Annotated in this window: 23 protein-coding genes and 5 tRNA genes; 21 read left to right on the top strand and 7 right to left on the bottom strand. The window is 41.7% G+C overall.

The features are described 5' to 3' along the window. The 17 genes from B6K83_RS09410 (at position 1) to B6K83_RS09330 (ending at position 10,589) form a co-directional block, all read left to right on the top strand. Complete coding sequence (locus B6K83_RS09410) at positions 1-765, top strand: DUF599 domain-containing protein (protein WP_085284662.1); 765 nt, start codon at positions 1-3, stop codon at positions 763-765. A gap of 6 nt (positions 766-771) precedes the next feature. After that, positions 772-1,266, top strand: coding sequence for a DUF2919 family protein (locus tag B6K83_RS09405; protein WP_085284661.1), 495 nt, complete (start codon positions 772-774; stop codon positions 1,264-1,266). A 49-nt stretch (positions 1,267-1,315) separates the two neighbouring features. Further along, a complete protein-coding gene (gene dnaQ, locus B6K83_RS09400) occupies positions 1,316-2,044 on the top strand; it encodes a DNA polymerase III subunit epsilon (RefSeq protein WP_233143901.1) in 729 nt (242 codons plus the stop codon). Further along, complete coding sequence (locus B6K83_RS09395) at positions 2,038-3,363, top strand: TIGR03503 family protein (RefSeq protein ID WP_092251267.1); 1,326 nt, start codon at positions 2,038-2,040, stop codon at positions 3,361-3,363. Before dnaQ ends, B6K83_RS09395 begins: the two co-directional genes overlap by 7 nt. A gap of 171 nt (positions 3,364-3,534) precedes the next feature. Next, positions 3,535-3,611 (top strand) — tRNA-Asp (locus B6K83_RS09390). A gap of 51 nt (positions 3,612-3,662) precedes the next feature. Beyond that, positions 3,663-3,739 (top strand) — tRNA-Asp (locus B6K83_RS09385). 67 nt (positions 3,740-3,806) lie between these two features. Further along, positions 3,807-3,883, top strand: a tRNA-Asp gene (locus B6K83_RS09380). A 67-nt stretch (positions 3,884-3,950) separates the two neighbouring features. Then, positions 3,951-4,027: transfer RNA gene (locus B6K83_RS09375), tRNA-Asp, on the top strand. A gap of 45 nt (positions 4,028-4,072) precedes the next feature. Further along, positions 4,073-4,149, top strand: a tRNA-Asp gene (locus tag B6K83_RS09370). 214 nt (positions 4,150-4,363) lie between these two features. Further along, entirely contained in the window at positions 4,364-4,768 is a 405-nt protein-coding gene (locus B6K83_RS09365) for an MliC family protein (protein WP_085284660.1), read from the top strand. Positions 4,769-4,861: 93 nt separating this feature from the next. Next, complete coding sequence (locus tag B6K83_RS09360; protein WP_085284659.1) at positions 4,862-5,113, top strand: DUF3297 family protein; 252 nt, start codon at positions 4,862-4,864, stop codon at positions 5,111-5,113. Positions 5,114-5,217: 104 nt separating this feature from the next. After that, entirely contained in the window at positions 5,218-5,811 is a 594-nt protein-coding gene (locus B6K83_RS09355; RefSeq protein ID WP_085284658.1) for an HD domain-containing protein, read from the top strand. Positions 5,812-6,111: 300 nt separating this feature from the next. Continuing rightward, positions 6,112-6,609 carry a hypothetical protein gene (locus B6K83_RS09350; protein WP_233143899.1) on the top strand — a complete coding sequence of 166 codons (498 nt, stop codon included), beginning with the start codon at positions 6,112-6,114 and terminating at the stop codon, positions 6,607-6,609. A gap of 28 nt (positions 6,610-6,637) precedes the next feature. Further along, positions 6,638-7,012 (top strand): hypothetical protein, encoded by a 375-nt coding sequence (locus B6K83_RS09345; protein ID WP_085284656.1) that lies wholly within the window; start codon positions 6,638-6,640, stop codon positions 7,010-7,012. A gap of 84 nt (positions 7,013-7,096) precedes the next feature. Then, entirely contained in the window at positions 7,097-7,387 is a 291-nt protein-coding gene (locus tag B6K83_RS09340) for a hypothetical protein (RefSeq protein WP_085284655.1), read from the top strand. Positions 7,388-7,933: 546 nt separating this feature from the next. Further along, positions 7,934-9,754, top strand: a complete 1,821-nt coding sequence (locus B6K83_RS09335; RefSeq protein ID WP_085284654.1) for an acyl-CoA dehydrogenase C-terminal domain-containing protein — start codon at positions 7,934-7,936, stop codon at positions 9,752-9,754. A gap of 436 nt (positions 9,755-10,190) precedes the next feature. After that, positions 10,191-10,589 (top strand): DUF1801 domain-containing protein, encoded by a 399-nt coding sequence (locus tag B6K83_RS09330; RefSeq protein ID WP_085284653.1) that lies wholly within the window; start codon positions 10,191-10,193, stop codon positions 10,587-10,589. 65 nt (positions 10,590-10,654) lie between these two features. Here the strand turns inward: B6K83_RS09330 and B6K83_RS09325 are convergent, their stop codons facing one another. From B6K83_RS09325 to fadE, 4 genes are all read right to left on the bottom strand, one after another. Beyond that, entirely contained in the window at positions 10,655-11,707 is a 1,053-nt protein-coding gene (locus tag B6K83_RS09325) for an aldo/keto reductase (RefSeq protein WP_085284687.1), read from the bottom strand. A gap of 48 nt (positions 11,708-11,755) precedes the next feature. Beyond that, the gene (locus B6K83_RS09320; protein WP_085284652.1) at positions 11,756-13,123 is read right to left on the bottom strand and encodes an aldehyde dehydrogenase family protein; all 1,368 of its coding nucleotides are present in this window, start codon (positions 13,121-13,123) and stop codon (positions 11,756-11,758) included. 82 nt (positions 13,124-13,205) lie between these two features. Further along, entirely contained in the window at positions 13,206-13,883 is a 678-nt protein-coding gene (locus B6K83_RS09315) for a TetR/AcrR family transcriptional regulator (RefSeq protein ID WP_085284651.1), read from the bottom strand. A gap of 222 nt (positions 13,884-14,105) precedes the next feature. After that, positions 14,106-16,529, bottom strand: a complete 2,424-nt coding sequence (gene fadE / locus B6K83_RS09310; protein WP_085284650.1) for an acyl-CoA dehydrogenase FadE — start codon at positions 16,527-16,529, stop codon at positions 14,106-14,108. Between the two features lie 463 nt (positions 16,530-16,992). Between fadE and B6K83_RS09305 the strand changes: the two genes are divergently transcribed. Continuing rightward, positions 16,993-17,784 carry a class II glutamine amidotransferase gene (locus B6K83_RS09305; protein WP_085284649.1) on the top strand — a complete coding sequence of 264 codons (792 nt, stop codon included), beginning with the start codon at positions 16,993-16,995 and terminating at the stop codon, positions 17,782-17,784. Positions 17,785-17,904: 120 nt separating this feature from the next. On the opposite strand, the gene B6K83_RS09300 is transcribed toward B6K83_RS09305, so the two are convergent. The 3 genes from B6K83_RS09300 to purM are packed head-to-tail and all read right to left on the bottom strand — an operon-like array spanning position 17,905 to position 20,358. Beyond that, positions 17,905-18,639: a DUF3108 domain-containing protein gene (locus B6K83_RS09300; protein WP_233143897.1), complete on the bottom strand. Its 735-nt coding sequence runs from the start codon at positions 18,637-18,639 to the stop codon at positions 17,905-17,907. Between the two features lie 22 nt (positions 18,640-18,661). Beyond that, entirely contained in the window at positions 18,662-19,309 is a 648-nt protein-coding gene (gene purN / locus B6K83_RS09295) for a phosphoribosylglycinamide formyltransferase (protein ID WP_198951672.1), read from the bottom strand. 2 nt (positions 19,310-19,311) lie between these two features. Beyond that, entirely contained in the window at positions 19,312-20,358 is a 1,047-nt protein-coding gene (gene purM, locus B6K83_RS09290) for a phosphoribosylformylglycinamidine cyclo-ligase (RefSeq protein WP_085284646.1), read from the bottom strand. A 141-nt stretch (positions 20,359-20,499) separates the two neighbouring features. Between purM and B6K83_RS09285 the strand changes: the two genes are divergently transcribed. The 3 genes from B6K83_RS09285 (at position 20,500) to B6K83_RS09275 (ending at position 23,398) form a co-directional block, all read left to right on the top strand. Continuing rightward, positions 20,500-21,618, top strand: a complete 1,119-nt coding sequence (locus B6K83_RS09285; protein WP_085284645.1) for a DUF2066 domain-containing protein — start codon at positions 20,500-20,502, stop codon at positions 21,616-21,618. Beyond that, entirely contained in the window at positions 21,615-22,325 is a 711-nt protein-coding gene (gene hda, locus B6K83_RS09280; protein ID WP_085284644.1) for a DnaA regulatory inactivator Hda, read from the top strand. The genes B6K83_RS09285 and hda overlap by 4 nt, the downstream gene beginning before the upstream one ends. Positions 22,326-22,543: 218 nt before the next feature. Then, on the top strand, positions 22,544-23,398 hold the full coding sequence (locus B6K83_RS09275; RefSeq protein WP_158088334.1) for a multiheme c-type cytochrome: 855 nt from the start codon (positions 22,544-22,546) through the stop codon (positions 23,396-23,398). Positions 23,399-23,450: the final 52 nt, after the last annotated feature.

The raw sequence follows: 23,450 nt of genomic DNA, 5'->3' as shown, positions 1-23,450 counted from the left end.
ATGCCATTTTCTGTACTTGATGTGGTTGCGCTTAGCTGTTATGTCGTGCTTTGGGTTGGTTATACCGAATTTGCCCGTAAGCGAGCTAAAACAACCAACTGTGTTGCCCGCTGTTTACATCAACATCGAATCCACTGGATGTATGAAGTTATCGGCCGAGATATCCGTGTCGGAGAAGCCGCATTATTAGCAAACTTAGAAAGAAACATCGCTTTTTTTGCATCGTCGACCTTACTGATACTCGCGGGGGTGCTAACGTTATTTGCCCAAGTTGAACGTTTAGAATCCGTTATTGCTTCAATTCCTTATACTGAGCAACCCAATCACGCTATGATCCAAGTAAAGTTAAGCGTATTAGCATTGATATTTGTTATGGCATTTTTTCAATTTACTTGGTCAATGCGCCAATATGGTTTTGTTAATGTCATGATAGGTGCCTGTCCATTTGATAATTCGGGGCAAAACAATAACCTGTTACGTTATGCCGAGCAAATGGCGATAGTGCAAGATAGAGCCGCACACTCTTATAATTATGGTTTACGATCTTATTATTTTTCTATCGCTGCCTTATGTTGGTTTTTTCACCCGTTAATGTTAATTGTTGCGAGTTTTGTTGTGGTTTACACCTTGCACCGTCGTGAATTTAATTCAAAAGCGGTTCAGGCCATTACAGCGGGTCAACAGTATTTGGAAAGTGAGCGCGCCAAACGCTATGCGGCAAAAGAGCACAACAGGGATATTGAGCACAAGGTTGGAGCAAAATAACAACCTATGACAGACTCTCGTTATTACGCGCAACTATCACCTAAAGATTTTGATAGTTTTGATTGTGTTAAATTAGCGCCGGGCATATATCTGATTTTATTATTTGTGCTGCGCGCTTATATTATTTGGCTGTTGTCTGTGACAAATATGCGTGATCATGTGGCCACTATTCAATGGCTTTATCCAGAACGTGCACTGTTTTATTTAAATTTAGTGTCAGGGGCAATAGCACTTTTTATTGTATTGGTGCTCAGTTTACGGCGGCCAGATGCAAAACCTTGGGTTCGCAATTGCTGGCAGCAATGCAAAATATTACTGATTGTTGCATTGGCATTTGACTTGCTAGTAGCAACGCTGGGATATTTTATATGGCATTTACAGTCGATAACTTGGCTGTTTGGGCATGGGGTTATTGTCTTACTCGCAGTTAGCTATATTTTGCGTAGCAAAAGATTTACCATAAACATAGCGGAATTTCCGGCCACTATACCTGAGAAATAATGTGACGGTTCGCACTATTTGCAGGCAAAGTTAATTAAAGGGCGCAACATTGATTGATGAAAATACGCAAGATGAACGGCTGATCATACTTGATACAGAAACCACAGGCATAAATCCGAGAGAAGGCCATCGTATAGTTGAAATTGGTTGTGTCGAAATGATCAACCGACAATTAACTGGCCGTAATTATCATGTTTACGTCAAGCCTATGGCGCACGGTATGCAAATGGTTATGGAGCAGGAGGTTATTGATGTTCATGGCTTAACGGATGAGTTTTTGCAGGACAAGCCAACGTTTGAAGAAATAGGGCAAGAATTTGTTGATTTCATTAAAGGCGCACGGTTAGTTATCCATAATGCGAAATTTGACGTTGGCTTTATGGATCACGAGTTTTCTATGGTACCCGGCCTACCCAAAACGGCCGATATTTGCCGTATTACTGATACCTTAAAAGTCTCAAAGGACGAGTTTGGCTCACCAAAAACCTTAGACTTTCTAGCTCGCCATTATCGCGTTGATAAGCTAATAGATCGTACCTACCACGGTGCTTTAATTGATGCTCAGTTGCTGGCATTTGTTTATATTGAAATGACCCGCAAACAGGCAACATTGAATTTGCAATCTGGCGATAGCAAAGGCGAAGACGCGAATGTTATTCGCAGACTAAGTAGCACACGAGCGCCATTAAAAGTTCTGGCGGCCAGCAGTGAAGAGTTAAAAGCACATGAAGAGCGACTGTCAATAATCGCCGCTGAAGGGACGACACCACTATGGTAAAAATAGCGACAGGTTACCAAGTGCTTATGATGCCTTTAGTTAAAAAATTATCAACGCTTATTGTGATTTTAATGGCACTTTGGCAAAGCCAGGCTTTAAAAGCACAACAAATACCCAGTGAAATTGAATTCTATAAGTCAGATGAAAAAAGTAATCAAATTCCTTATTTTGATAATCGTTTTCGTATTGACGCTGAGCTCGATGAAATTACCTTGCTATTTTACCGCGTCAGTGGCGCACCGCCGGTTATTCTTGTGAGACCAGATGGCTCGAAATTGAAAATCAATGATGTAGCGAAAGATAAAGTGCAGTGGTTTGACGATCTAACTTATGATTTGATCAAAATAAAATCACCTATGGTAGGACCATGGCAAGTTATTGGTCAAGTGAAGCCAGAAAGTAAAATTATGGTGGTTTCAGAAATTATGCTGGAGGTTAACCCATTACCTGAGATTGTTTTGCAAGGTGAAACCTTAAAAATGCACGGCCGAATATTTAACGGTGGTTTAGCAATAGATAACCCGTCATTTCAGCAAGTGCTGGAGCTTGATGTAGACTTTTTTAGTACTAACAATTCAGTGTACGATAATTTTGGTGCTGAGCCGGTTAGGTTAAGCCCTTTTCGAGATGATGGCCGAGATTTAGACGAGCGTGCCAATGATGCTATTTTTACTGGTGAATTTTTATTAGATTTTGCGCCAGGCGAATGGCAGCCCATTTACCTAGTCAAAATGCCAATGGCAACAAGAGAGTTGCGACAACCGCCAATTATAGTGCAAAAAAATCCCATCAAAATTACGGTTAATGCGAGTCAAGATGATGATAAGCCCCATGAGTTAACTTTTGCGATTGATGATAGCTATGTTAACGCAGACAGCATTCTACTGCAGGGAAAAATAACCTATCCAGACAAGCAAGAGCAGCCTTTCTCTATTATGCAAGGGCAGGGTAAAGAGCGCCGGTATAGTATTGATTTTACTGAGCCGGGCATTTTTAGAGTAAACAGCCGTGTGTTTGGTGAAACGATTCATGGCCGGGAGTTTAGAGCTCGTGTTGTCGAGTTTAGCTTTAATGTTGAGCGCCCTGATGGCCCGCTGGTACCGACCCTTACCGAAAATGCCGAGCAGCTAAGTGCTGCACAAGAAAAGCAGGCAGCAGCACAGCGCGCTGAGCAATTGCAACAAGCACAAGCGAAACAACAAGCAGCGCTTGCCAAGCAAGAAAAACTAACCCTTTGGTATATTGTTGCGGGAAATACGATTGTCGTGGTGGTGGCTATGTTGATATTCTTCTTTATCCGTCGCAAAAAAAGTATTTAAGCAATGAATCGACGTTGAGAGTTGCGATAACTTGTCGAGAAAAACGGCGTATTGTTCAGCAATTAGACATATAGACAAATGAATGAAAAAAACAGGTTGACGGCATCGAATCTTAACCGTATTATTCCCGCCGCATTCAACGAGTTGTGTTCGATGCAGAGATTAATGTTTGGAGTGGTAGTTCAGTTGGTTAGAATACCGGCCTGTCACGCCGGGGGTCGCGGGTTCGAGTCCCGTCCACTCCGCCAATTAATCAAAAGGATTTAAAACCTTTAAAAAATTAAAGAAAGCAATATCGCGGAGTGGTAGTTCAGTTGGTTAGAATACCGGCCTGTCACGCCGGGGGTCGCGGGTTCGAGTCCCGTCCACTCCGCCACTTGTTTTCAAAAGGTTGAATATCCTTTTAAAATATTCAGAAACAAAGCATTGCGTAAGTAATATGCGGAGTGGTAGTTCAGTTGGTTAGAATACCGGCCTGTCACGCCGGGGGTCGCGGGTTCGAGTCCCGTCCACTCCGCCACTTGTTTCAAAAGGTTGAATATCCTTTAAAAAATATTGTGCAGCGATAGATTACGAAAGTAATATGCGGAGTGGTAGTTCAGTTGGTTAGAATACCGGCCTGTCACGCCGGGGGTCGCGGGTTCGAGTCCCGTCCACTCCGCCAATTGCCTGCAAAGAAGGAGTTCTTAAAACTCAACAATAAATACGCGGAGTGGTAGTTCAGTTGGTTAGAATACCGGCCTGTCACGCCGGGGGTCGCGGGTTCGAGTCCCGTCCACTCCGCCAATTTATTAAACCTTCAATCGGGCCCTAGCAATTGTTGAAGCCTGTCTTTCACCATTTTTATATTCGTTTAATGGTCGTTAAAAAATACCAAGTATTTCACCGTAATAGTTTGTCTTAATCATCATAATAAACCCTGATATTTTTCATATTTTGCCAATTGGATAAAATAACTTGCTAATATTGTGGTTGTATTAGCTAAAGGAGTACTAAAACTATGCGCGAGACTTTGCGTTTATTAACCCATGAGTTGACTAAGCCACAGATCAGGTTTTTGTTGCTTTTAAGTCCTTTGTTACTTACTGCATGCGGTAATGTATCTGATGAAAAAAAGCCAATATCAATAGTTAAGCCGACAGTGGCAAGCGTTAATAATTACTACTGTGAAAGCGGCGAATCCATTAAGGTAAGCTACCCGACAAATGACATTGCGATAGTACAATACCAAGGCATGCAATATAAGATGAAGATAGCAGTTGCAGCCAGTGGCGCTCGCTATGTTAATGATACGTTTGAGTGGTGGAGTAAAGGGGTTACAAGTGGCGCTGAAGGCGTGCTTTTTAAGCGCTTAACGAACGAGCCGTCAGCGAGCATTATCGAGCGCTGTAATAAACAATCCTGATTGAAAAATATCTGCACATTATTTTCGCAAGCGCTTGAGCCTGTTTAGCTTTTTACCTACAATGACGCACTTTTTATAATATAGGTTGTTTACATGACGCAAGATAAAAGTTCGCTTCCTGAATTACCAGATCGTCTCTCAGTTAATCCTCGCAGCCCACATTATGTCGCGAAAATTTTTGAGCATAATGTTGGTATATTGCTCAATGGTAAAGAGCGCAATGATGTAGAAGAGTATTGTATTAGCCAAGGTTGGATAAAAGTTGCGTCAGCAAAAGCCTTAGATCGCCGTGGTCAACCTTTGCTGATGACTGTAAAGGGCACCGTAACTGCTTTTTATAAATAATTCACTGCACCAACAGTATGTGATTTTCTGTAGTCAATAAAGGTGGTAGCAATTGGGCGTAACGTAAAACTAGCGTGTTAATTTGGGCTTTTTAGGGAGCAGCTATGACAGCATTAGAGCAGCAATTAAATTTTATTATCGAGTTAGACAAGCTAAAAAGTATTTACCGGCAAGCTTTGATTAAGTCTGACCATAATCGCTTTGAAAATAGTGCCGAGCATAGTTGGCACGCTGCTATGTTAGCGCCAATATTGCAACAATACGCTATTGCAGAGATAAATATTTCTCGGGTTATGACCATGTTACTGATACACGATATTGTCGAAATCGATGCTGGTGATATGTTTGCCTTTGCTGATAATAATGCGCTGCTTGTACAAACTGAAAAAGAAATGGCAGCGGCAAAGCGTATTTTTGGCTTATTGCCTGAGTCGCAAGCTAGTAGCTTTATGCAATTATGGTCAGAGTTCGAACTTGCGCAAACATTAGATGCGAAATTTGCTAATGCCATGGATTGTTTATTGCCTTTACTGCAAAACATGAATAATAGTGGTGGCAGCTGGGCAAGGCATACCGTGACAAAGTCACAGGTGCTAAAACGCAACCAGCACCTAGAACATTTAGCGCCAAAACTGTGGCAATACGTTAACACGCAAGTCACTGTGGCATTACAAAAAGGCTGGCTAATTGATGACTAATGCTTTAGCAGCAAACGTGAGTGGCACAAATATGTTTTAAGCAAAAGTCTACCATGTGTAGTAGAGAAGTTGTGCCACACTTGTAAAACTTATATAACTTACTTCGCTTGCTTCGGCGTAATCACGCAAGCTAGCCAAAAATTCCTGCACCTTTTTACCTGTCTGCATGCATTTTAAATACAGTGTTCAACCAAGATTAATGATAATATTGGCTTGCTAGTCAACTGATTTTAAAAATAAAGTGTGGTATAAATTGCTAGGGAATTTAAAAAGTAAATTAAAACATTAAAAGGAATTATTGTGTATAAACACATGGCAGTTTTATCTCTGCTCTCACTCGCTTGTTTAGTACCTGTGAAAGCTAACGAATACAGCGTTGGTTTAGGTGTTGGCGCTATGTACAGCGGTTTAGGTACTAACGTCGCACTCGTATCAAAAACAGATCTCAAGTATCTTTCAGCTGGCTGTGTCAAATATAGTACGTTTAGCGGTGCCACTTGTGGTGTTGGAGCAGGTTGGGTCGTGACAGATTTATTTAGCGCTAATACTAATAAACACGGGCTAGGAGTTTACGCCAGTATTGTCGACAGCGAGCGCTATTTCAGCCATACCAGCTCAGTTCAAGGCACTAAGTCTTATCGACATGACAGTGATGTTTATGGTCTAGGGTTGAGTTATAACTACTTTCTCAATGGCATAGATAAGTCAGGCTTTAATCTAGGTTTATCTGTCCATGTTACCAATGCAGACGTTGTTGATAATGTTGGTGGTTTTTTTCAGCTTGGCTATCAATTTTAGTCTCAGGTGCTTGTTATATGGAGATGACATGAAGTTAATAACTATTTTGTTTGCATTTAGCCTAGTTGGCTGCTCGTCGCTAAACCTAAACTCTAACGCCGGTAGTTATCTAAGCAATAACATTGAAAACAATCTGCGAAAAAATGCAGTGAAAACTTATACACCGTATAAAGTTTGGAAAATGGGCGGGGTGCGACTTGGTTTCGTTGAGGCTGGATATTGCCAACAAAAAGCGCGTGATCATAGTATAAGTAAAGCTAGCTTAGTGTCTTTGCTTAAAGTTAAAACTCAAAAGCTTGGCGGTAATGCGTTAGTGCTTGATTCGTGTTCGCTAAGCAGTACCATGACGAATTGCCATCGCTATACGCAATGCCAAGGGCATGGCTATAATATTGCTTACTAACTTTAGCTCGAATTATTTCATATGAACTTTTTCAGGTTTTGCTTACTGAACACTTCCCGTAATAAAAAGCAGCTTGGCAACCCGATGATATTGCTGGTGCTATTACTCAATAGTCATCATGCACAAGCAGAGCGCAGCGCGTTTATTTCCAAAGCTGAGTTTTTACAATATAAGGATGTTGGCGAGTTTATTGATGCTGCGCCCAAAGTGACCATAGTGGTGCCAGCACAGCCGAGTGATGTTAAAGAGTATGGCCCTGGTGTGGTTAAAACACTCACCGGCTCAGACTGCGATCGAGACGGGAAAATGGACGATAATCAAAGCTGTAACGCTATTTTTTATAAGCTTTGGCTGCAATATCGCTTGCATAAATAAAGTAGGTTAAGCCTTAGTTTCGCAGTTATTAGCGGTAAGTCTTGCTGCTAAGTTTCAATGCGCTTAGCTTATATGGCATAGGCTAGTTCACAACAGCCGGCAGGTTAAATAACAAATTTAACAGCCATTCTAGTTATAGGTTTGGCTAGCTTATAACGGCAGCAAAGCATTAACACTATTAAGGTGCATGTCACTTCTAACCTAAAATTTAAAACTTAAGTTTGATGCTAGGGCAACCAATACACAGCGCCTAATAGCCATTCTGGCAAGCTCACTTATACCACTTCATCATGCTTCCACTAACGATAAACTCCGATGATATCGTTAAATTAGCACATAAAAACTGATCAAATTATCGAGTGTTACTGTGAATTCTCGTTGTTATTGTTGATTATCTTATTGTTTTATATCAAATAAATATTAAATGCTGATAAGTTTAATCGCTAGTTGAAATTAGTGGTTGGACCAGTGGGTAAATCTGTGTATACTCGATAGCACTTAAGCAGTAATGCAAAAAATTATTATTAAAAGTGTTAGGAGTTAATCATGCTAAGTTATAAAGCGCCGATAGCAGACATCAAATTTTTGTTTGAAGATGTATTTAATTATTACGGTCACTATCAAAAACATCCTGAGTTTGCAGAAGCGACACCCGATTTAGTGGAAGCTATTTTTGAAGAGTGTGCAAAATTTAGTGAAAATGAATTACTACCACTTAATCAAAGCGGTGACCAAGAAGGCTGTGGCTTTGATAATGGCCAAGTAACGACCCCTAAAGGCTTTAAAGAAGCATATCAAAAGTATGTTGAAGGGGGCTGGCCTAGCCTATCTCACCATGTTGACCATGGTGGACAAGGCTTACCATCATCGCTAGGCATGGTAGTGTCAGAAATGATCGGCACAGCAAACTGGTCTTGGGCTATGTACCCAGGCTTAAGTCATGGTGCTATGAATACCATAGATACCCATGGCACGGAGCAACAAAAATCTTTGTATTTAACGCGGCTGATAGAAGGGTCGTGGACAGGCACCATGTGTCTAACTGAGCCACAATGTGGTACCGATTTAGGGCAAGTTAAAACCAAGGCAGAGCCTAACGGTGATGGTACTTATAATATCTCAGGTACGAAAATTTTTATCTCTGCTGGTGAACATGACTTAACCGAAAATATTATCCATATCGTATTAGCAAGATTGCCTGGTGCCCCAGAGGGAACAAAAGGCATTTCTTTGTTTATCGTGCCTAAAATGCAAACCGATGAGCAGGGGAATATTGGCGAATTCAATAACGTTTCTTGTGGCTCAATTGAACATAAAATGGGTATTAAAGGCTCAGCAACTGCGGTATTAAACTTCGATAATGCTAAAGGTGTGCTGATCGGTCCTGAAAATAAAGGGCTAGAGTGTATGTTCACCTTTATGAATACGGCACGTGTTGGTACCGCACTACAGGGCGTTTGCGCTGCTGAACTTGCTTATCAAAACTCATTAAACTATGCCAAAGAGCGTTTGTCGATGCGCTCACTCTCTGGCACTAAGCACCCGGATAAAGTGGCGGATCCAATTATTTGCCACCCTGATGTGCGTAAAATGTTGATGACACAAAAAGCCATTAGTGAAGGTGGTCGTGCCATGATTTACTATACCGCTAAATTAGTTGATCAAGTAGAAAATGCTAAAACTGAAGAAGCGCGTAAAAAAGCAGATAACCGTTTAGGTTTTATCACTCCAATTTTAAAAGCTTTTTTAACTGAATTAGGTCAAGAAAGTGCGAACCATGGTTTGCAAATTTTTGGTGGACACGGCTTTATAAAAGAGTGGGGCATGGAGCAAATTGTGCGTGATACTCGGATATCTACCTTGTATGAAGGTACAACAGGCATTCAGGCACTTGACTTATTAGGGCGCAAAATTTTAATGACTCGTGGTAAATCTTTAAATGATTTTGCCAAAGAAGTGCTGATTTTCTGTAAAGACAAAAGTATGTTATCGAGTAGCCCACATAAACGTCAAATGAACAAATTTATTTGGCCATTAAGTACTACCGTAGCGAAATGGCAACAATACACTATTCGTTTAGGACTGAAAGCGAAAAAAGATCGCGATGTAATTGGCTCGGCGTCAGTCGACTTTTTAATGTACTCTGGTTATGTGGTGATGGCGTATTTCTGGGCACAAATGGCACAAGCCGCCTATGAAAAATTAGCAACTGATGTTGAAAATAGAGACTTTTACCGCGCAAAAATTAAAACCGCAGAGTTCTACTTTGAGCGCTTATTACCACGAACCAAGTCATTAGCCGTTACCATGATGGCGGATCCAAAAACCCTTATGCAATTGGATGAAGACTTACTGTCATTTTTGTAAGCGTTTAGTCTAGCGTTTTTATTGTCGCTTAAAAACTCGTTTAAAGGCCATACTGCACTGCAAGTATGGCCTTTTTTATTAGGGTCTGATGATCTTTCAGGGTTAACACATTTTCAATGTCAAGCGGGTTTAATCGCGGCGCGAGCATTGAATAATAATTACCTTATTTAATAAGCGAGCAACAAAGCCACCATGCGTTTTAAATGAAGCTAAAGGTCGCACATGTGTGAAATTTATACGGCGTTATCGCCTGTTTGTGTCGCGAGCTAGACGTTATAGACTCTGCCTTGCCTAAATAGCAAATAAGTCGCGGTAAAAGTCATCGCGAAAGATCAACAGAATACAGCCACGGCGATAGCATTTATTTTGCAATTTCAGCTGTGATCATCAATAGTCACTACTAAGCGTAAGTGTCGCGCAAAAGAGGCGGGATTGAATGGATAATTTAACAAGGTTTATTAATGCCATTGAGCACAAAGTTAAACAAAGCGATAGTCAAGCACTGGTAAAACTATTAACACAAGCGTCGGGCTATAAGCCTTATTTAGATGGCAGTATAATAGGTTTTGGTCGTTATCATTATCAATATGCGAGTGGCCGCTCAGGACAAGCTTCAGTGATCGCTTTTTCACCGCGCAAGCAAAATATCGCCATTTATATTATGCCAGGTTTTAGCCAATATCAGTCGCAGTTATCGCGCTTGGGTAAATATAAACTGGGTAAGTCGTGTTTGTATATTAATAAGTTAGCGGATGTTGACCTAGCGGTGTTAGCAGACATTGCCGCCTTATCGGTTAAAGAAATGCAAAATAAATATCGCTGTAGCGCGTCCTAGCGCCAACAGGTACTACCAATTTTGCTTAAGTGGCATGTTACCAAGTTGGCGCGGTAAGGCTTATATTAAAAAGGTGACGGATATTGACGCAGAGTTTGATTAATTTCTTGTTTTAGCTCTGCAGTTAGGGGTTGTTGAAATGCAGCAATATTTTCTGTTAATTGTGCCATGCTAGTTGCACCTATAATAGTGGATGTGACGCCGTCAACCTGTGCACACCATGCTAGTGCCATTTGCGCTGGTGAAATATTATGGCGTTTGGCAAGATTTACATAGGCGTGCACTGCTGCATTTGATGACTTGGTATCTCTAAACAGGCCGTGACGCTGCGCCAAAGTTAATCGACTGCCTTGTGGGCGCTGGCCATTAAGGTATTTACCGGTAAGCAAACCTGTGGCAAGCGGCGACCAAGGTAAGTACGCCATATTTTCATGTACACACTGTTCGATTAAATAGGGCCAATCTTTGGTATGTAGTAAGCTAAACTCGTTTTGTATCGATACCATGCGCGGCAGATTATGCTCTGCACTTAAGCGTAAGTATTGGCTAATTCCCCAAGGGCTATCATCAGAGAGCCCACAATAACGGATTTTTCCGGCTTGAACACAACTGGCTAGCCCTTGCAAAATATCTAGCATTGCGGCTTTTTCTTGCTCGCACTCAAGTTGGCTGTGCTGTATGTCATTTGGCCAATGTTGACCAAAATGTACAGATTGCCGATTTGGCCAGTGTAATTGATATAAATCGATATGATCAGTTTGCAAACGTTTTAAAGAGCTGTCGACAGCGGCAATAACGTTTGCGCCCGTTATGTTGCTACCATCACGAATATAGGAAAACCCCGGACCAGCTATTTTTGTAGCTAAAACAATGTCTTTGCGGCGCGCAGCGTTGCGACTAAGCCAGTTGCCTATAATGGATTCTGTTTTACCATAGCTTTCAGCCGTTGGAGGTATGGCGTACATTTCGGCAGTATCGATAAAGTTAATACCTTGTGCAAGGGCGTAATCAAGCTGGGCATCGGCATCGTTTTGGTTATTTTGCACGCCCCACGTCATGCTGCCTAAGCAAACTTGAGACACGGTTAAATTACTACTGCCTAATTTTACATACTTCATCATGTTATTTTTATCTCTTTAAAAGTATTTAATGGACGGGCTTTCTATTTAACGTAGCCAGCGCAGGATTTTAAATTTTATTTTACCATAGGGAGCAAACCGAATTGGTAAGTCTTTGATAAACGGCCTTGCTAGCACAGACTTTAAATGGCTAAAGTTATCAAATCCTGCTTGGCCACTATACTGACCAATACCGCTTGGCCCTACGCCACCAAAAGGAAGCTCAGGTACGGCATTAAACATGATAACATCATTAATGCCTTGATTACCGGCCCTTACGTCATGCACCCAAGCTTGGCATTGGTGTTTGTTTTTTGAAAAAATATACGCGGCAAGCGGTTTATCACGCATGGTGACAAAGGCTTTCGCCTGTGCAAAATCTTCAATGGCGATAATGGGTAGTATTGGGCCAAAAATCTCTTCGCTCATTAGGCTACTATCTCGTGCGGGATTAATGACAATGGTGGGCGCGATATAACGGTTTTCTAGATCAAACTCGCCGCCGACGGCAATGTCTTGATCAGCTAAATAATCGCTAATGCGTTTGGTATGGCGTTGATTAACAATGCGCCCGTAACTTTTGCTTTGCTTTGGCTCTTGACCAAACATGTTAATAATTTGTGCTTTTAATGCTGTGGTTAATGGCGTAACTAGGCGTTTTGAACACAGTATATAATCGGGGGCTATACAGGTTTGGCCGGCATTCATCCACTTGCCCCAGGCGATTCTTTGCGCGGTAATGTTCAGATCGGCACTGTCATCAACATAAACAGGGCTTTTGCCGCCGAGTTCTAAAGTGACGGGTGTTAAGTGCTTGGCTGCTGCTGCCATCACGATGCGTGCAACCTGGCCATTGCCCGTGTACATAATATGATCAAAAGGCAGTGCCAATAATGCGGTTGTTTCGTCTGCGCCCCCCTCAACAACTGATACCGCGTTTTTGTCTAAATATTGTGGAATAAGTTTAGCTAACAGCGCAGAGGTTGTTGGTGCAAGTTCAGAAGGCTTAACCAGAGCGCAGTTGCCGGCAGCTATTACTGCCACTAAAGGTGCTAATATCAGTTGTAAAGGGTAATTCCATGCACCAATAATAAGCACTGTCCCTTGCGGCTCAGGTTGAATATAGGAGCGGCCAGGTTGTGCCACCAGCGGCGTGCTCACCGAACGCTTTTTTGCCCAGCGATGAAGGCGTTTACAGGTATGATCAACATCGCTGGCGACGTATGAGGTTTCTGTCATCCATGCTTCTTGTGCGGGCTTGCCTAAGTCAGTTGCCAGTGCCGATAAAAATGCACTTTCATTGTCGACAACTAAACGTTTTATTTGCTGTAGTTGCTGCTTACGCCATGCTAAATCGCGAGTTTTATTATGAGAAAAGTATTGCTGAAGTTGGGTAAATTTCGCAGTAAAGTCCACTAAAATACCTTAAATAACTGTTTTGGTCCGATGACTTAATCTAACTGATTTGTTATTGGAGTACAAAGCTTTAAGTTGCCAATTAGGGTGACTTTAGAGACAGTGCCATGGCTAAGGGCACTTGCAGCCATGCCCGAGCTTGCGTTGTATTGACTTGCGCAGGCGAAAATAGCAAGTGTCGATATTCTAGGTGTTGAATTTGTGTCATTAATATTTCTGCCTTAGTGCTAGTTTGCGCTGAATCAGCACTGAAATACTGACATAAAGCAAGGCAGGGTTTAAGGCAAGCTTGATAATGCTGTTGTGTCAATGCTTGTAATGATGGCGACACTAGTGCTTCGGTTAATAGTAGCTGCTCGACGACTTGCTGATGACGATGATTTTGAGCCGTGTCTTCCAATGCTGCCAATAATAAATCGGTTAATTGCTCAAGCAGTGCTCGCCGCTGTTTGACGGTGCGCAAGGCTGCTTTAGGTATCGTTGTTATTACAGCTAACATGGCTTGCCAGCGCTGGATTCTTGCAGTGAGTAAATACTGGCAATTAGAGGAAAAAGCTTGTTGTATTAACGCTTGGATATCCTTGAAGTAATAAGTGGTTAATGAGAGCTGAAGCTTGGCTTGTTCTGCAATGGCTCTGTGTGTTGTGCCTTTTACCCCGTGCTGGGCAAGCACAATAATCGCTGATTCTAAAATCAGGTTTTTTGTTTGCTCACCTTTACGGCGGCGCTTGACTGGTACAGAGGGCGTGTTTGTTAACATTTTTTATATTACTTATTTTCTTTCAATCAGCTGAAAAAGGAAAAATATTGTTAATTTTATGTTAACGTAATGTGTCTTGGTTGTGTAGTCTTAGTTGTATTTTTACTTGTAATTGAAATTAAGCGAATGAGATTTTAGTTCACGAGTACAGAAAAAAGCCCCTTGCCGTTTTTCAGCAGGGGGCTTGTTTGTTGTGACAGGGTATTAATTTAATTTTTCAGTTTAACACTGACCGGCTTTTAAATAGTTTGAGTCAAAGTCATCAACATTGATGGTGGCCTTTCGGGCACTTTCTGTTTTGGTCAGTAACTCAGCTTCTTCTGCACTGATTATTTTCGCTTCTAAGCCTTTTTGCGCGACTAAGTCCAGTTGATAAAACGGCAAACGCTGACCTAGCTCACGGCAAATCTTTTCAAAAATAGGCTCACAGGCAATGATATCCTCTAATGTTTGCTCAAGCTGGCCTAAGACATTTTCAGGCTCGCGGGTTAAGTATTGGCCTTGGCCTATGCGTGAGCGTGTATCGTTCGGATATTGTAATAAAGCTGCGACTTTATGGTCAGTACGATCAGAAGGTTTTTCTAACCAACAGCCTAGCGGTAAAATAATAAGCCTTAACATTTTAGCAACTATGCGGTTAGGGAAGTTATTGATTAACTCATCAATGGCTTGTTGCACTTGATAGAGGCTATCTTCTACAGCCCATTGAACTAGCGGCAAATCAGCGCTTTGTCGACCTTCATCGTTGTAACGCTTTAAGGTTGCCGAGGCTAGGTATAGGTAGCTTAAAATATCGCCAAGGCGCGCTGAAATGCGTTCTCTGCGCTTTAAATCACCTCCTAAGGTTAACATAGCAATATCAGAGAGCATGGCTAAATTAGAGCTAAAGCGCGTCATCAATTGATAGTAGCGACGGGTTTGATCAGGGTAAGGTGCAGTTAACAAGTAGCTACCGGTAAATGAAAACCATACACTGCGGCAAATATTACTGATGGCAAAGCCAATATGGCCGAAGAGGGCATGGTCAAAATCATTTAGCGCTTGTCGCTGGTCTTGATTGTTGGCAGCGGACAATTCCGCTAATACGTAGGGGTGACATCGAATAGCCCCTTGGCCATAAATAATCATGCTGCGAGTCAGTATATTTGCCCCTTCTACCGTTATAGCGACGGGGGCACCTTGGTAGCCACGAGCGAGGTAATTGCTGGGTCCCATACAAATGCCTTTACCACCATGAATATCCATCGCATCAGCAACGCAATTACGCATTTTTTCGGTTAAGTGATATTTTGCAATTGCAGAAATAACGCTGGGCTTTTCACCCATATCAATCGCGCCAGTTGACATAGTTGTTACGGCATCCATCAAATAGGCATTGCCACCAATACGTGCAAGTGCTTCTTCAACGCCTTCCATTTTACCGATAGCAATTTTAAATTGACGACGAATACGACTATAAGCGCCCGTTGCTAATGCGAGTGACTTGATACCGCCCGTACTGTTCGAAGGTAAGGTGATTGCGCGACCTACAGATAAGCACTCAACTAGCATACGCCAACCTTGTCCAGCCATTTCTGGGCCGCCAATGATAAAGCTCAATGGCACAAATACATCTTCACCTTGTGTTGGACCATTTTGAAAAGGCACATTCAAAGGAAAATGACGGCGGCCAGTGATCACGCCATCGATGTCGGTTGGTATTAACGCACAAGTAATACCTAAGTCTTCTTCTTCGCCTAATAAATGATCAGGATCTTGTAGTTTAAATGCTAAACCTAACACAGTCGCAATAGGTGCTAAGGTAATGTAGCGTTTATTCCAGGTTAAACGCATGCCCAGTACTTCTTCACCATTAAACTTACCATGACAGACAATACCATAATCCGGTATAGCGCCGGCATCTGAGCCAGCTTCTGGGCTCGTTAAAGCAAAACAAGGGATTTCTTCACCTTTTACCAGGCGAGGTAAATAATAGTCTTGCTGCTCTTGGGTTCCATAATGTTGTAATAGTTCGCCGGGTCCTAGCGAGTTAGGCACACCAACGGTTGATGATAAAACCGTACTGACACTCGACAGTTTTTGTAACACGCGAGATTGAGCATAGGCAGAAAACTCTAAGCCACCATATTGCTTTTTAATGATCATGGCAAAAAACTTGTTATCTTTAAGAAACTGCCAAACCTCAGGGCTCAAGTCAGCCAGTTCATGCGTTGTTTGCCAGTCGTCTGTCATACGACAAACTTCCTCAACAGGGCCGTCTAAAAAGGCTTGTTCTTCGCTGCTAAGCGTTGGCTTTGGATAATTATGCAATTTTTTCCAATCTGGCGTGCCACGAAACAATTCTGCTTCAAACCATGTGGTCCCTGCGTCAATAGCTTCTTTTTCTGTTCGCGACATTTCGGGCATGATATTACGAAACATCGCCAGTAACGGGCTGGAAATATATTTCTTTCTTAAGTCCGCAACATTTAATGGGATTGCAATTATGGCAAACAGCAACCAACTGAAAAATGATAGGATTTGCAAAGATGTTCCTAAGATCATCAATAAAGTAAATGCGATAGTAAAAGTGCCGAGAGAAGCACGTGAGTACGCCATAAACCCGCATAATGCGATAGCAATGAGTAGCCAAGTTAAGTAGTCCACATTCTTTCCTTAATTGTAAAATGCTTGAATATTAATATCAGGTCTGACCAGATTATTGATTTAAGCTTAATGGGTCTTGTGCATAAATTCAATTGATTTGTGCTTTACTGATGCTGTGAATAAATTTATTGCTCCTTAACGTTAAAATCAGTGTTAATTAGCATTAATATCAGCGTAATATAGGCTGAACAAGCTCATCGTCTAGCGGTTGCTTCTGCGCAGTGAACGCAAGCTAAGAAACCGCTAGCAATATGGATCGCTGCTCATTGAGTATAAGCAATTAACTAAGGTTGCGTGTTTTTCGCTGCAAAATAATTTTGTTGGTGCTACACGATGAGTAAATAGGCATTGTTTATGGTGTGATGTCTTGATGTTATTGTTTAGTCGAGCATTACCAAGGCCATTGGCCATGATTACTATGGCGTAGTCTTCATTTTATTAATTTATTTTATCGGTTTTAATTATGTGTGAATTACTGGCCATGAGTGCCAACGTCCCGACAGATATTTGTTTTAGTTTTAGTGGTTTAATGCAGCGAGGTGGAAATACGGGGCCGCACAAAGACGGCTGGGGCATCACTTTTTATGAAGGCAAGGGCTGTCGAAGCTTTAAAGACCCATTACCAAGCGCCCAATCACCTATCGCGCAATTAGTGACTGATTATCCAATAAAAAGTGAAACTGTGGTTTGTCATATTCGCCAAGCAAACTCAGGTAAAGTGTCATTGGTTAATACCCATCCGTTTATTCGTCCTATGTGGGGGAAAAACTGGACCTACGCGCATAATGGTCAATTGGCTGGCTTTTTAGCGCAGTTGCCGATTAAATATCACCTGCCGATTGGGGAAACCGATAGCGAACACGCATTTTGTTGGATTCTAGAGCAATTATTTAATAAATTTAACGGTAACGAACCCGATATCGAGCGATTGTTTCATTATATTGTATCACTCTGTCACACCATCAATAAATTAGGGGTATTTAATTTATTACTGACCAATGGCGATTTTTTATTAGTCTATTGTAGTAATAATTTACATTGGTTAACGCGACGTGCACCCTTTGGTAAAGCCAGTTTAATTGATGCGGAAATGGTAGTTAATTTTGAACAGGTTACCACTGAAAACGATATTGTTACTGTGATCGCCACGCAACCATTAACCGATGATGAAACCTGGCAACAAATGCAGCCAGGTGAAGGGTTGTTATTTTGTCAGGGTGAGCTTATTTACGAAAGTAAAGCACAGCCGGCATAATGAAATTTTAAGGTGCGGTTGAACAAACCAGTTGCCATGTTTATCACATGGCTTATGAGCCGAGCAAGGTCGGTAGGTGATAATGCACTTTTAACCTGTAAATGTCAGCGCATAAATGCGTTAATTAGAAGTGCCATTGACGGATTTTAATTGTGCCTCAAATTGCTCAACATCACCTTTTATTTGCTGGAGTTTGACCAGCAAATAATCTAACTCAGGCGCAAACCAAGCGTAGGTTATGCGTTTTTTTTCAATGACTTCACGTTTTAATTTAATGGTTTTTACTAAACCATAGGGTAGCATTAGCTCTTCCTCACCATCATATTGATAAACATAGTTTTTGATAGAGCCAGACGTTTTTACAACTGGATAAACATAATGTTTTTGTTCTGGGTTGGTGAGCATATTTAGGCGATGCTGTAAATGATAGCTGAGTGGATCCTGAATGTTTACCGGAAAGTCGATGCTTTTGCTACGATCTTTAAGCTCATTATAGGCGCTATTATTGGCAATATCATAGCGCCATTTATAATGTTTATCTGAGCCAGTACCTTCGCGTTTGTATTCATAACGCATCGGTGTCACTTTATTACCGTCAATTTTGAGTTGGGATATTTCATCTCGGGTATCAGAAAATATTAACCACTCGATGTCGGTATGGTAGCTATATTGTGCCAGACCATTGTCTAAATAGCTGAGCTTGCGCGTTGCAGTACCGACAGCTTTTGACTTATGCAGTATGGTGTATTCGGCACTAAATGCCGGCACCATTACCCTAGCTGTGCCACTTTCCACCTCATTAGCCAATGTAAAACAAGATAGAAATAATGCAATATAGGGTAATGATTTCAACATGGTAAGTTCTCTAATATCAAGGCTATTCGTCGTTAGCATACCCTGAAACGGGAAGAATTACACCATCAAAAACAGCCTTTTCGGCTTGCATGATTACGCGTTTTGAGCAGCACCAATTTACCACTAGTGGATAAATGCGGTGTTCCTGTTGATGCACTCGCTGTGCAAGATCTTCTGCATTATCTTCTGGGAAAATTGGCACTTTCGCTTGTAAAATTACGGGACCGCCGTCCAGTTCTTCAGTGACAAAGTGCACACTTACCCCATGTACCGTATCGCCAGCATCAATGGCTCTTTGATGCGTATTCAAACCTTGATACTTAGGCAGTAGCGAGGGATGAATATTGATCAAGCGGCCTTGGAACTTTTGCACAAACTTTGCGGTAAGAATGCGCATAAAGCCAGCCAAAACGACAAGATCGGGCTGATATTGATTGATTTTCTCAATCAAGGCAGTGTCGTAGTCTTCTCTAGTATCAAAGTCTTTATGTGATAATACAGCAGTGGCAATGTTAGCATCTTGAGCACGGGTTAATCCGTAGGCGTCGGCATTATTCGATACTACAGCAACGACGTCGCCGCTGTAGTTATCTTGTTTACTGGCATCAATGATCGCCTGTAAATTTGTGCCGCTGCCGGAAATGAGGACTACAATTCGGCTTCGCATCACTATTAACCTTTATTGATCAATACTTGCTCTTGGCCTGCAGGCAAGTCTGCAATGGCGCCGATATGCCAAGCGTTTTCGCCTTCAGCATTGAGTATTTCGATACTTTCAGCTAATTGCTCTGCTGGGACTACAATGATCATGCCGACACCACAATTGAAAGTGCGGTACATTTCATGCTCACTGATATTGCCATGTTGTTGTAACCAGTTAAATATTGCTGGCCACTGCCAACTGTCGCCGTCAATAATCGCTTGTGCGCTTGCTGGCAATACTCGGGGAATATTTTCCCAAAAGCCACCACCGGTAATGTGCGACAGTGCGTGCACGTCAACATGTTTAAGTAACTCTAGTACTGACTTAACATAAATTTTTGTTGGTGCTAATAGATGTTCAGCTAGTGGTTTACCATCGAGTAAATCATTAGTGTCTGTGTTATTCACTTCTAACACTTTACGAATAAGTGAATAGCCGTTTGAGTGGGCACCTGAAGAGCCAAGGGCAATAAGCTGATCGCCGGCCGCCACTTTGCTGCCGTCAAGTAAACGTGATTTTTCCGCTACACCGACACAAAAGCCAGCAATATCGTAGTCGCCTTTATGGTACATGCCTGGCATTTCAGCGGTTTCACCACCCACTAAAGCACAACCGGCTTGTACACAACCTTCGGCAATACCTTCAACTACGGCTGAAGCTACCTCAACATCAAGCTTAGCTGTGGCGTAGTAGTCTAGGAAAAATAAAGGCTCAGCGCCTTGTACGATAAGATCGTTAACACACATAGCGACTAAATCTATACCAACACTATCATGCTTTGCTAAGTCTATGGCTAAACGTAATTTAGTGCCGACACCATCGGTACCTGCAACCAATACTGGCTCTTTGTAGCCAGTGGGTAGTTGACAGACAGAGCCAAAACCACCTAGGCCCCCCATAACTTCTGGACGAGTAGTGCGCTTTACAGCACCTTTAATATTTTCAACTAGGGCATTACCTGCATCTATATCAACGCCAGCATCTTTATAACTTAAAGACTGTTTTTCTTCGCTCACGGGGAAACCTCAATTATGTTGTTTATTTGCTTAGACAATAAAGGCGCATATTCTATCAGTGCTGAGACGCGCTGAAAATCTTTAAAATAAATTATTTTTATAACTAATAAAAATCAGTAACATTATGATAAGATCTTCATTATGAAACACTTGTTAATGCACTTTATGTTCAGAAATTATCTGATATTCCTATTTATTGTACTGCCGTTTAAAATTAACGCTATAGAAGTCGTAAATTTGTATAGCGCAGAAGTGGTTGTGGCATCACAATCTGCTAGTGATCGTAACCAAGCGCTGCAAAGTGCATTACGAGCCGTGTTCATCAAAGTTGGCGGAAAAGAAATTAACCACCCTTTGTTTAATCAAGCAATAAAGAATTACCAGAAATACGTTACCAAATATCAATTTATACGAAAAAACAATAAACCGTTATTGAAAGTGGCTTTTGATGAAGGCAAAGTTAATCGATTATTTCAAGACAGTGACCTAGCTATATGGGGACGACTTAGACCCCAAGTGATGGTGTGGCTTGTAGAAGAAGATGGCTTAAATCGTCGTATTATTGCCTCAAGTTCGCACTCTCCTTTACCTGAGCTCATAAATAATTTTTCCCAGTCGCGAGGCTTACCGGTGGTAATGCCACTCATGGATTTAACTGATATAAATGCCATTACCTTATCGGATATATGGGGGCGCTTTCCACAAGCGATTGCTCAGGCGTCAGTGCGTTACGGCGCTGAAGCCGCTGTGGTGATCAGGGTGTCAAATAGCAGCATTATTGCCAATGAAGCACTAACTGCCGATTGCCCCTTATGTCAACAAAACCCCTTAGCATTAGATTGGAGTTTAATGACAGACGTCCAAAATGAGCACAGACAAACTTTTAGCGCCCAATATCAAGGTGACAATGCGAGCAAGTTACTGACTTCAGCGTTAAATGACATCACAGATATCATTTATCAACAGTACGCTCTGTCAACAACGAAAAGTAATGAGTTTGACATTGAAGTCGCCAATATTACCACTCTAGAGACACTAATGGCTGTAACTCAGTTTTTACAAGAGCTGTCGGCGGTACAATCGGTACAATTAGTCAGTGCACAAGGCAATAGCCGACGTTTTAAACTGTCGCTGATTGGCTCTAAACAAGCATTTTTCGATTCATTAAAATTAAGTGGTCAACTTAATCGCTATATAGACCCTTTGTCAGCCCCGCTAAGTTTAGCGCAATTACCGGTTTTCTACTGGGGTAAAAAGTGAAGAAAATCTCGCAATTAACCCTTTCGGTACAACTACCCGATGATGAAACGTTTGCTAGCTTTCAAAGTAAAAGTAATACTATGGTGGTTAAGCAATTACGGCACTTTTTAGAGCAAATTCTAGATGAAAACAAGCCTGTGCATAGTTTGTATTTATTTGGCCTAACAGGGGTAGGTAAAAGCCATTTATTACATGCCAGTTGCGCTTTTGCCGACACTTTAGGTATTAGCTCGCTATGTTTATCTTTTTCAGAACTAACGCAGTTATCCGTTGACGTATTAGATGGGCTGGAAAATATTGATTTAGTATGCCTTGATGATATTCAATTAATCGCAGGTAATAAGCAGTGGCAGCAAGGGGTGTTTGATTTATATAACCGCATGGTTGAGCAAAATAAGTGCCTGATAATTACAGGTGATCAAAGTGTGGGTCAGTTAAATATCAGTTTGCCAGATTTAGTATCACGGTTAAATTGGGGCTTAACGTTACAGGTTAAACCTTTATCTGATGCTGAAAAGTCAATAGCACTTCAGTATCGAGCCCAGCAACGCGGCTTATTTATCAGTGATGATGTTGCTAGCTTCCTTATCAAACGGCTATCTCGTGATATGGCCAGTTTACTTGCTGCACTTGAGCAGCTAGACCAAGCATCCATTAGAGAGCAGCGTCGTATTACCATTCCTTTTATTAAAGAAGTGCTATTTTAAAAACTAGGTCAATCTCTTAATTTAAGCTGCGTCTGTTACCGAGCCCTATCACTACTGTTTGTGGTTTAGGTGGTCGCCAAAGTGTTACGCATCCGCAGTTTGCTCACCCGCCATAACATCCTCGTTTTTTGTGCCTGATCAAAGCGTTATTAACCTAACGCCTTATAATTAGCCATTACATACGCTTTCCAATGTCAAGTGATGGAGCATTAGTTGTTATGAGATGGACTTATTTTATTGTCTTGCAAATTGCGGTTATTTCACTGGTGGTAGTGCTGGTTTATAAACACCAAAGTAAAGTCGCACTTGTCAAGTTGCCTCCACCAGCTTTGGCGCAGTGGTACAAACCCGAAAACAAACGTCAAGTGTGGCTGCATAATATGTTTAAACTGCGCCGAGAACTTCAAGCGGTGCAATTTTATGCTCAGCAACAAAATAGTACATATCTAAAACCATGGAGTGAAGAGCTTGCAGCTCATTACCTTAAAATAGGTGAAATGGTGCCTAGTTGGCAGCATAAGTTAGACAAGGCAGCAATTGCAGCGATAACCACGGGTGTTAATAACCAAAACTATGACGCTGTATTATCTGCCATAAACTCCTTACAGCGAAGTTGTGATGCTTGTCATGACGACTATCGTGCCGTCACAGCGTTAACTTATCGGAGCGCAGATTTTTCTAATATTACTATTGAGGCTGCACAGCCATTTAATCGCCACATGGCCAGTTTGAGCAAACAGGTAAATCAAATAAAAATTGCCTCGCAAGATAATATGCCTGAGCTTGCGATCTCTTCTCTACAGGAACTTAAACTAGGCATGAACGCGCTTGGGCAAACTTGTCGTCATTGTCATAAAAATGAGCGTAAAAATTACCCAAATGAGGCGATGCAACAAACATTGATTAATCTCGAGCAGAGCTTAAACTCAGGGACGATTAAAGAGCAGGCGAGAGCGCTTGGCACACTTGCCGTGCAGGCTTGCGCGCGCTGTCACGGCACGCACAGGGTAAGCGCAGATAGCAAAAAGTTGCTTTTAAAGCAGCCCACATTACTTGAGCTGTTAAGGCATTAGAGACAGTTTCGATCCTGTCATTGGACTGCTCAGGTTATATGTAAAATATTGA

This window comes from Colwellia chukchiensis (genome assembly GCF_002104455.1).
Taxonomy (GTDB): Bacteria; Pseudomonadota; Gammaproteobacteria; order Enterobacterales; family Alteromonadaceae; genus Cognaticolwellia; species Cognaticolwellia chukchiensis.
The sequence above is the reverse complement of the archived record's forward strand: the minus strand, read 5'-3'. Positions and strand labels throughout refer to the sequence as shown.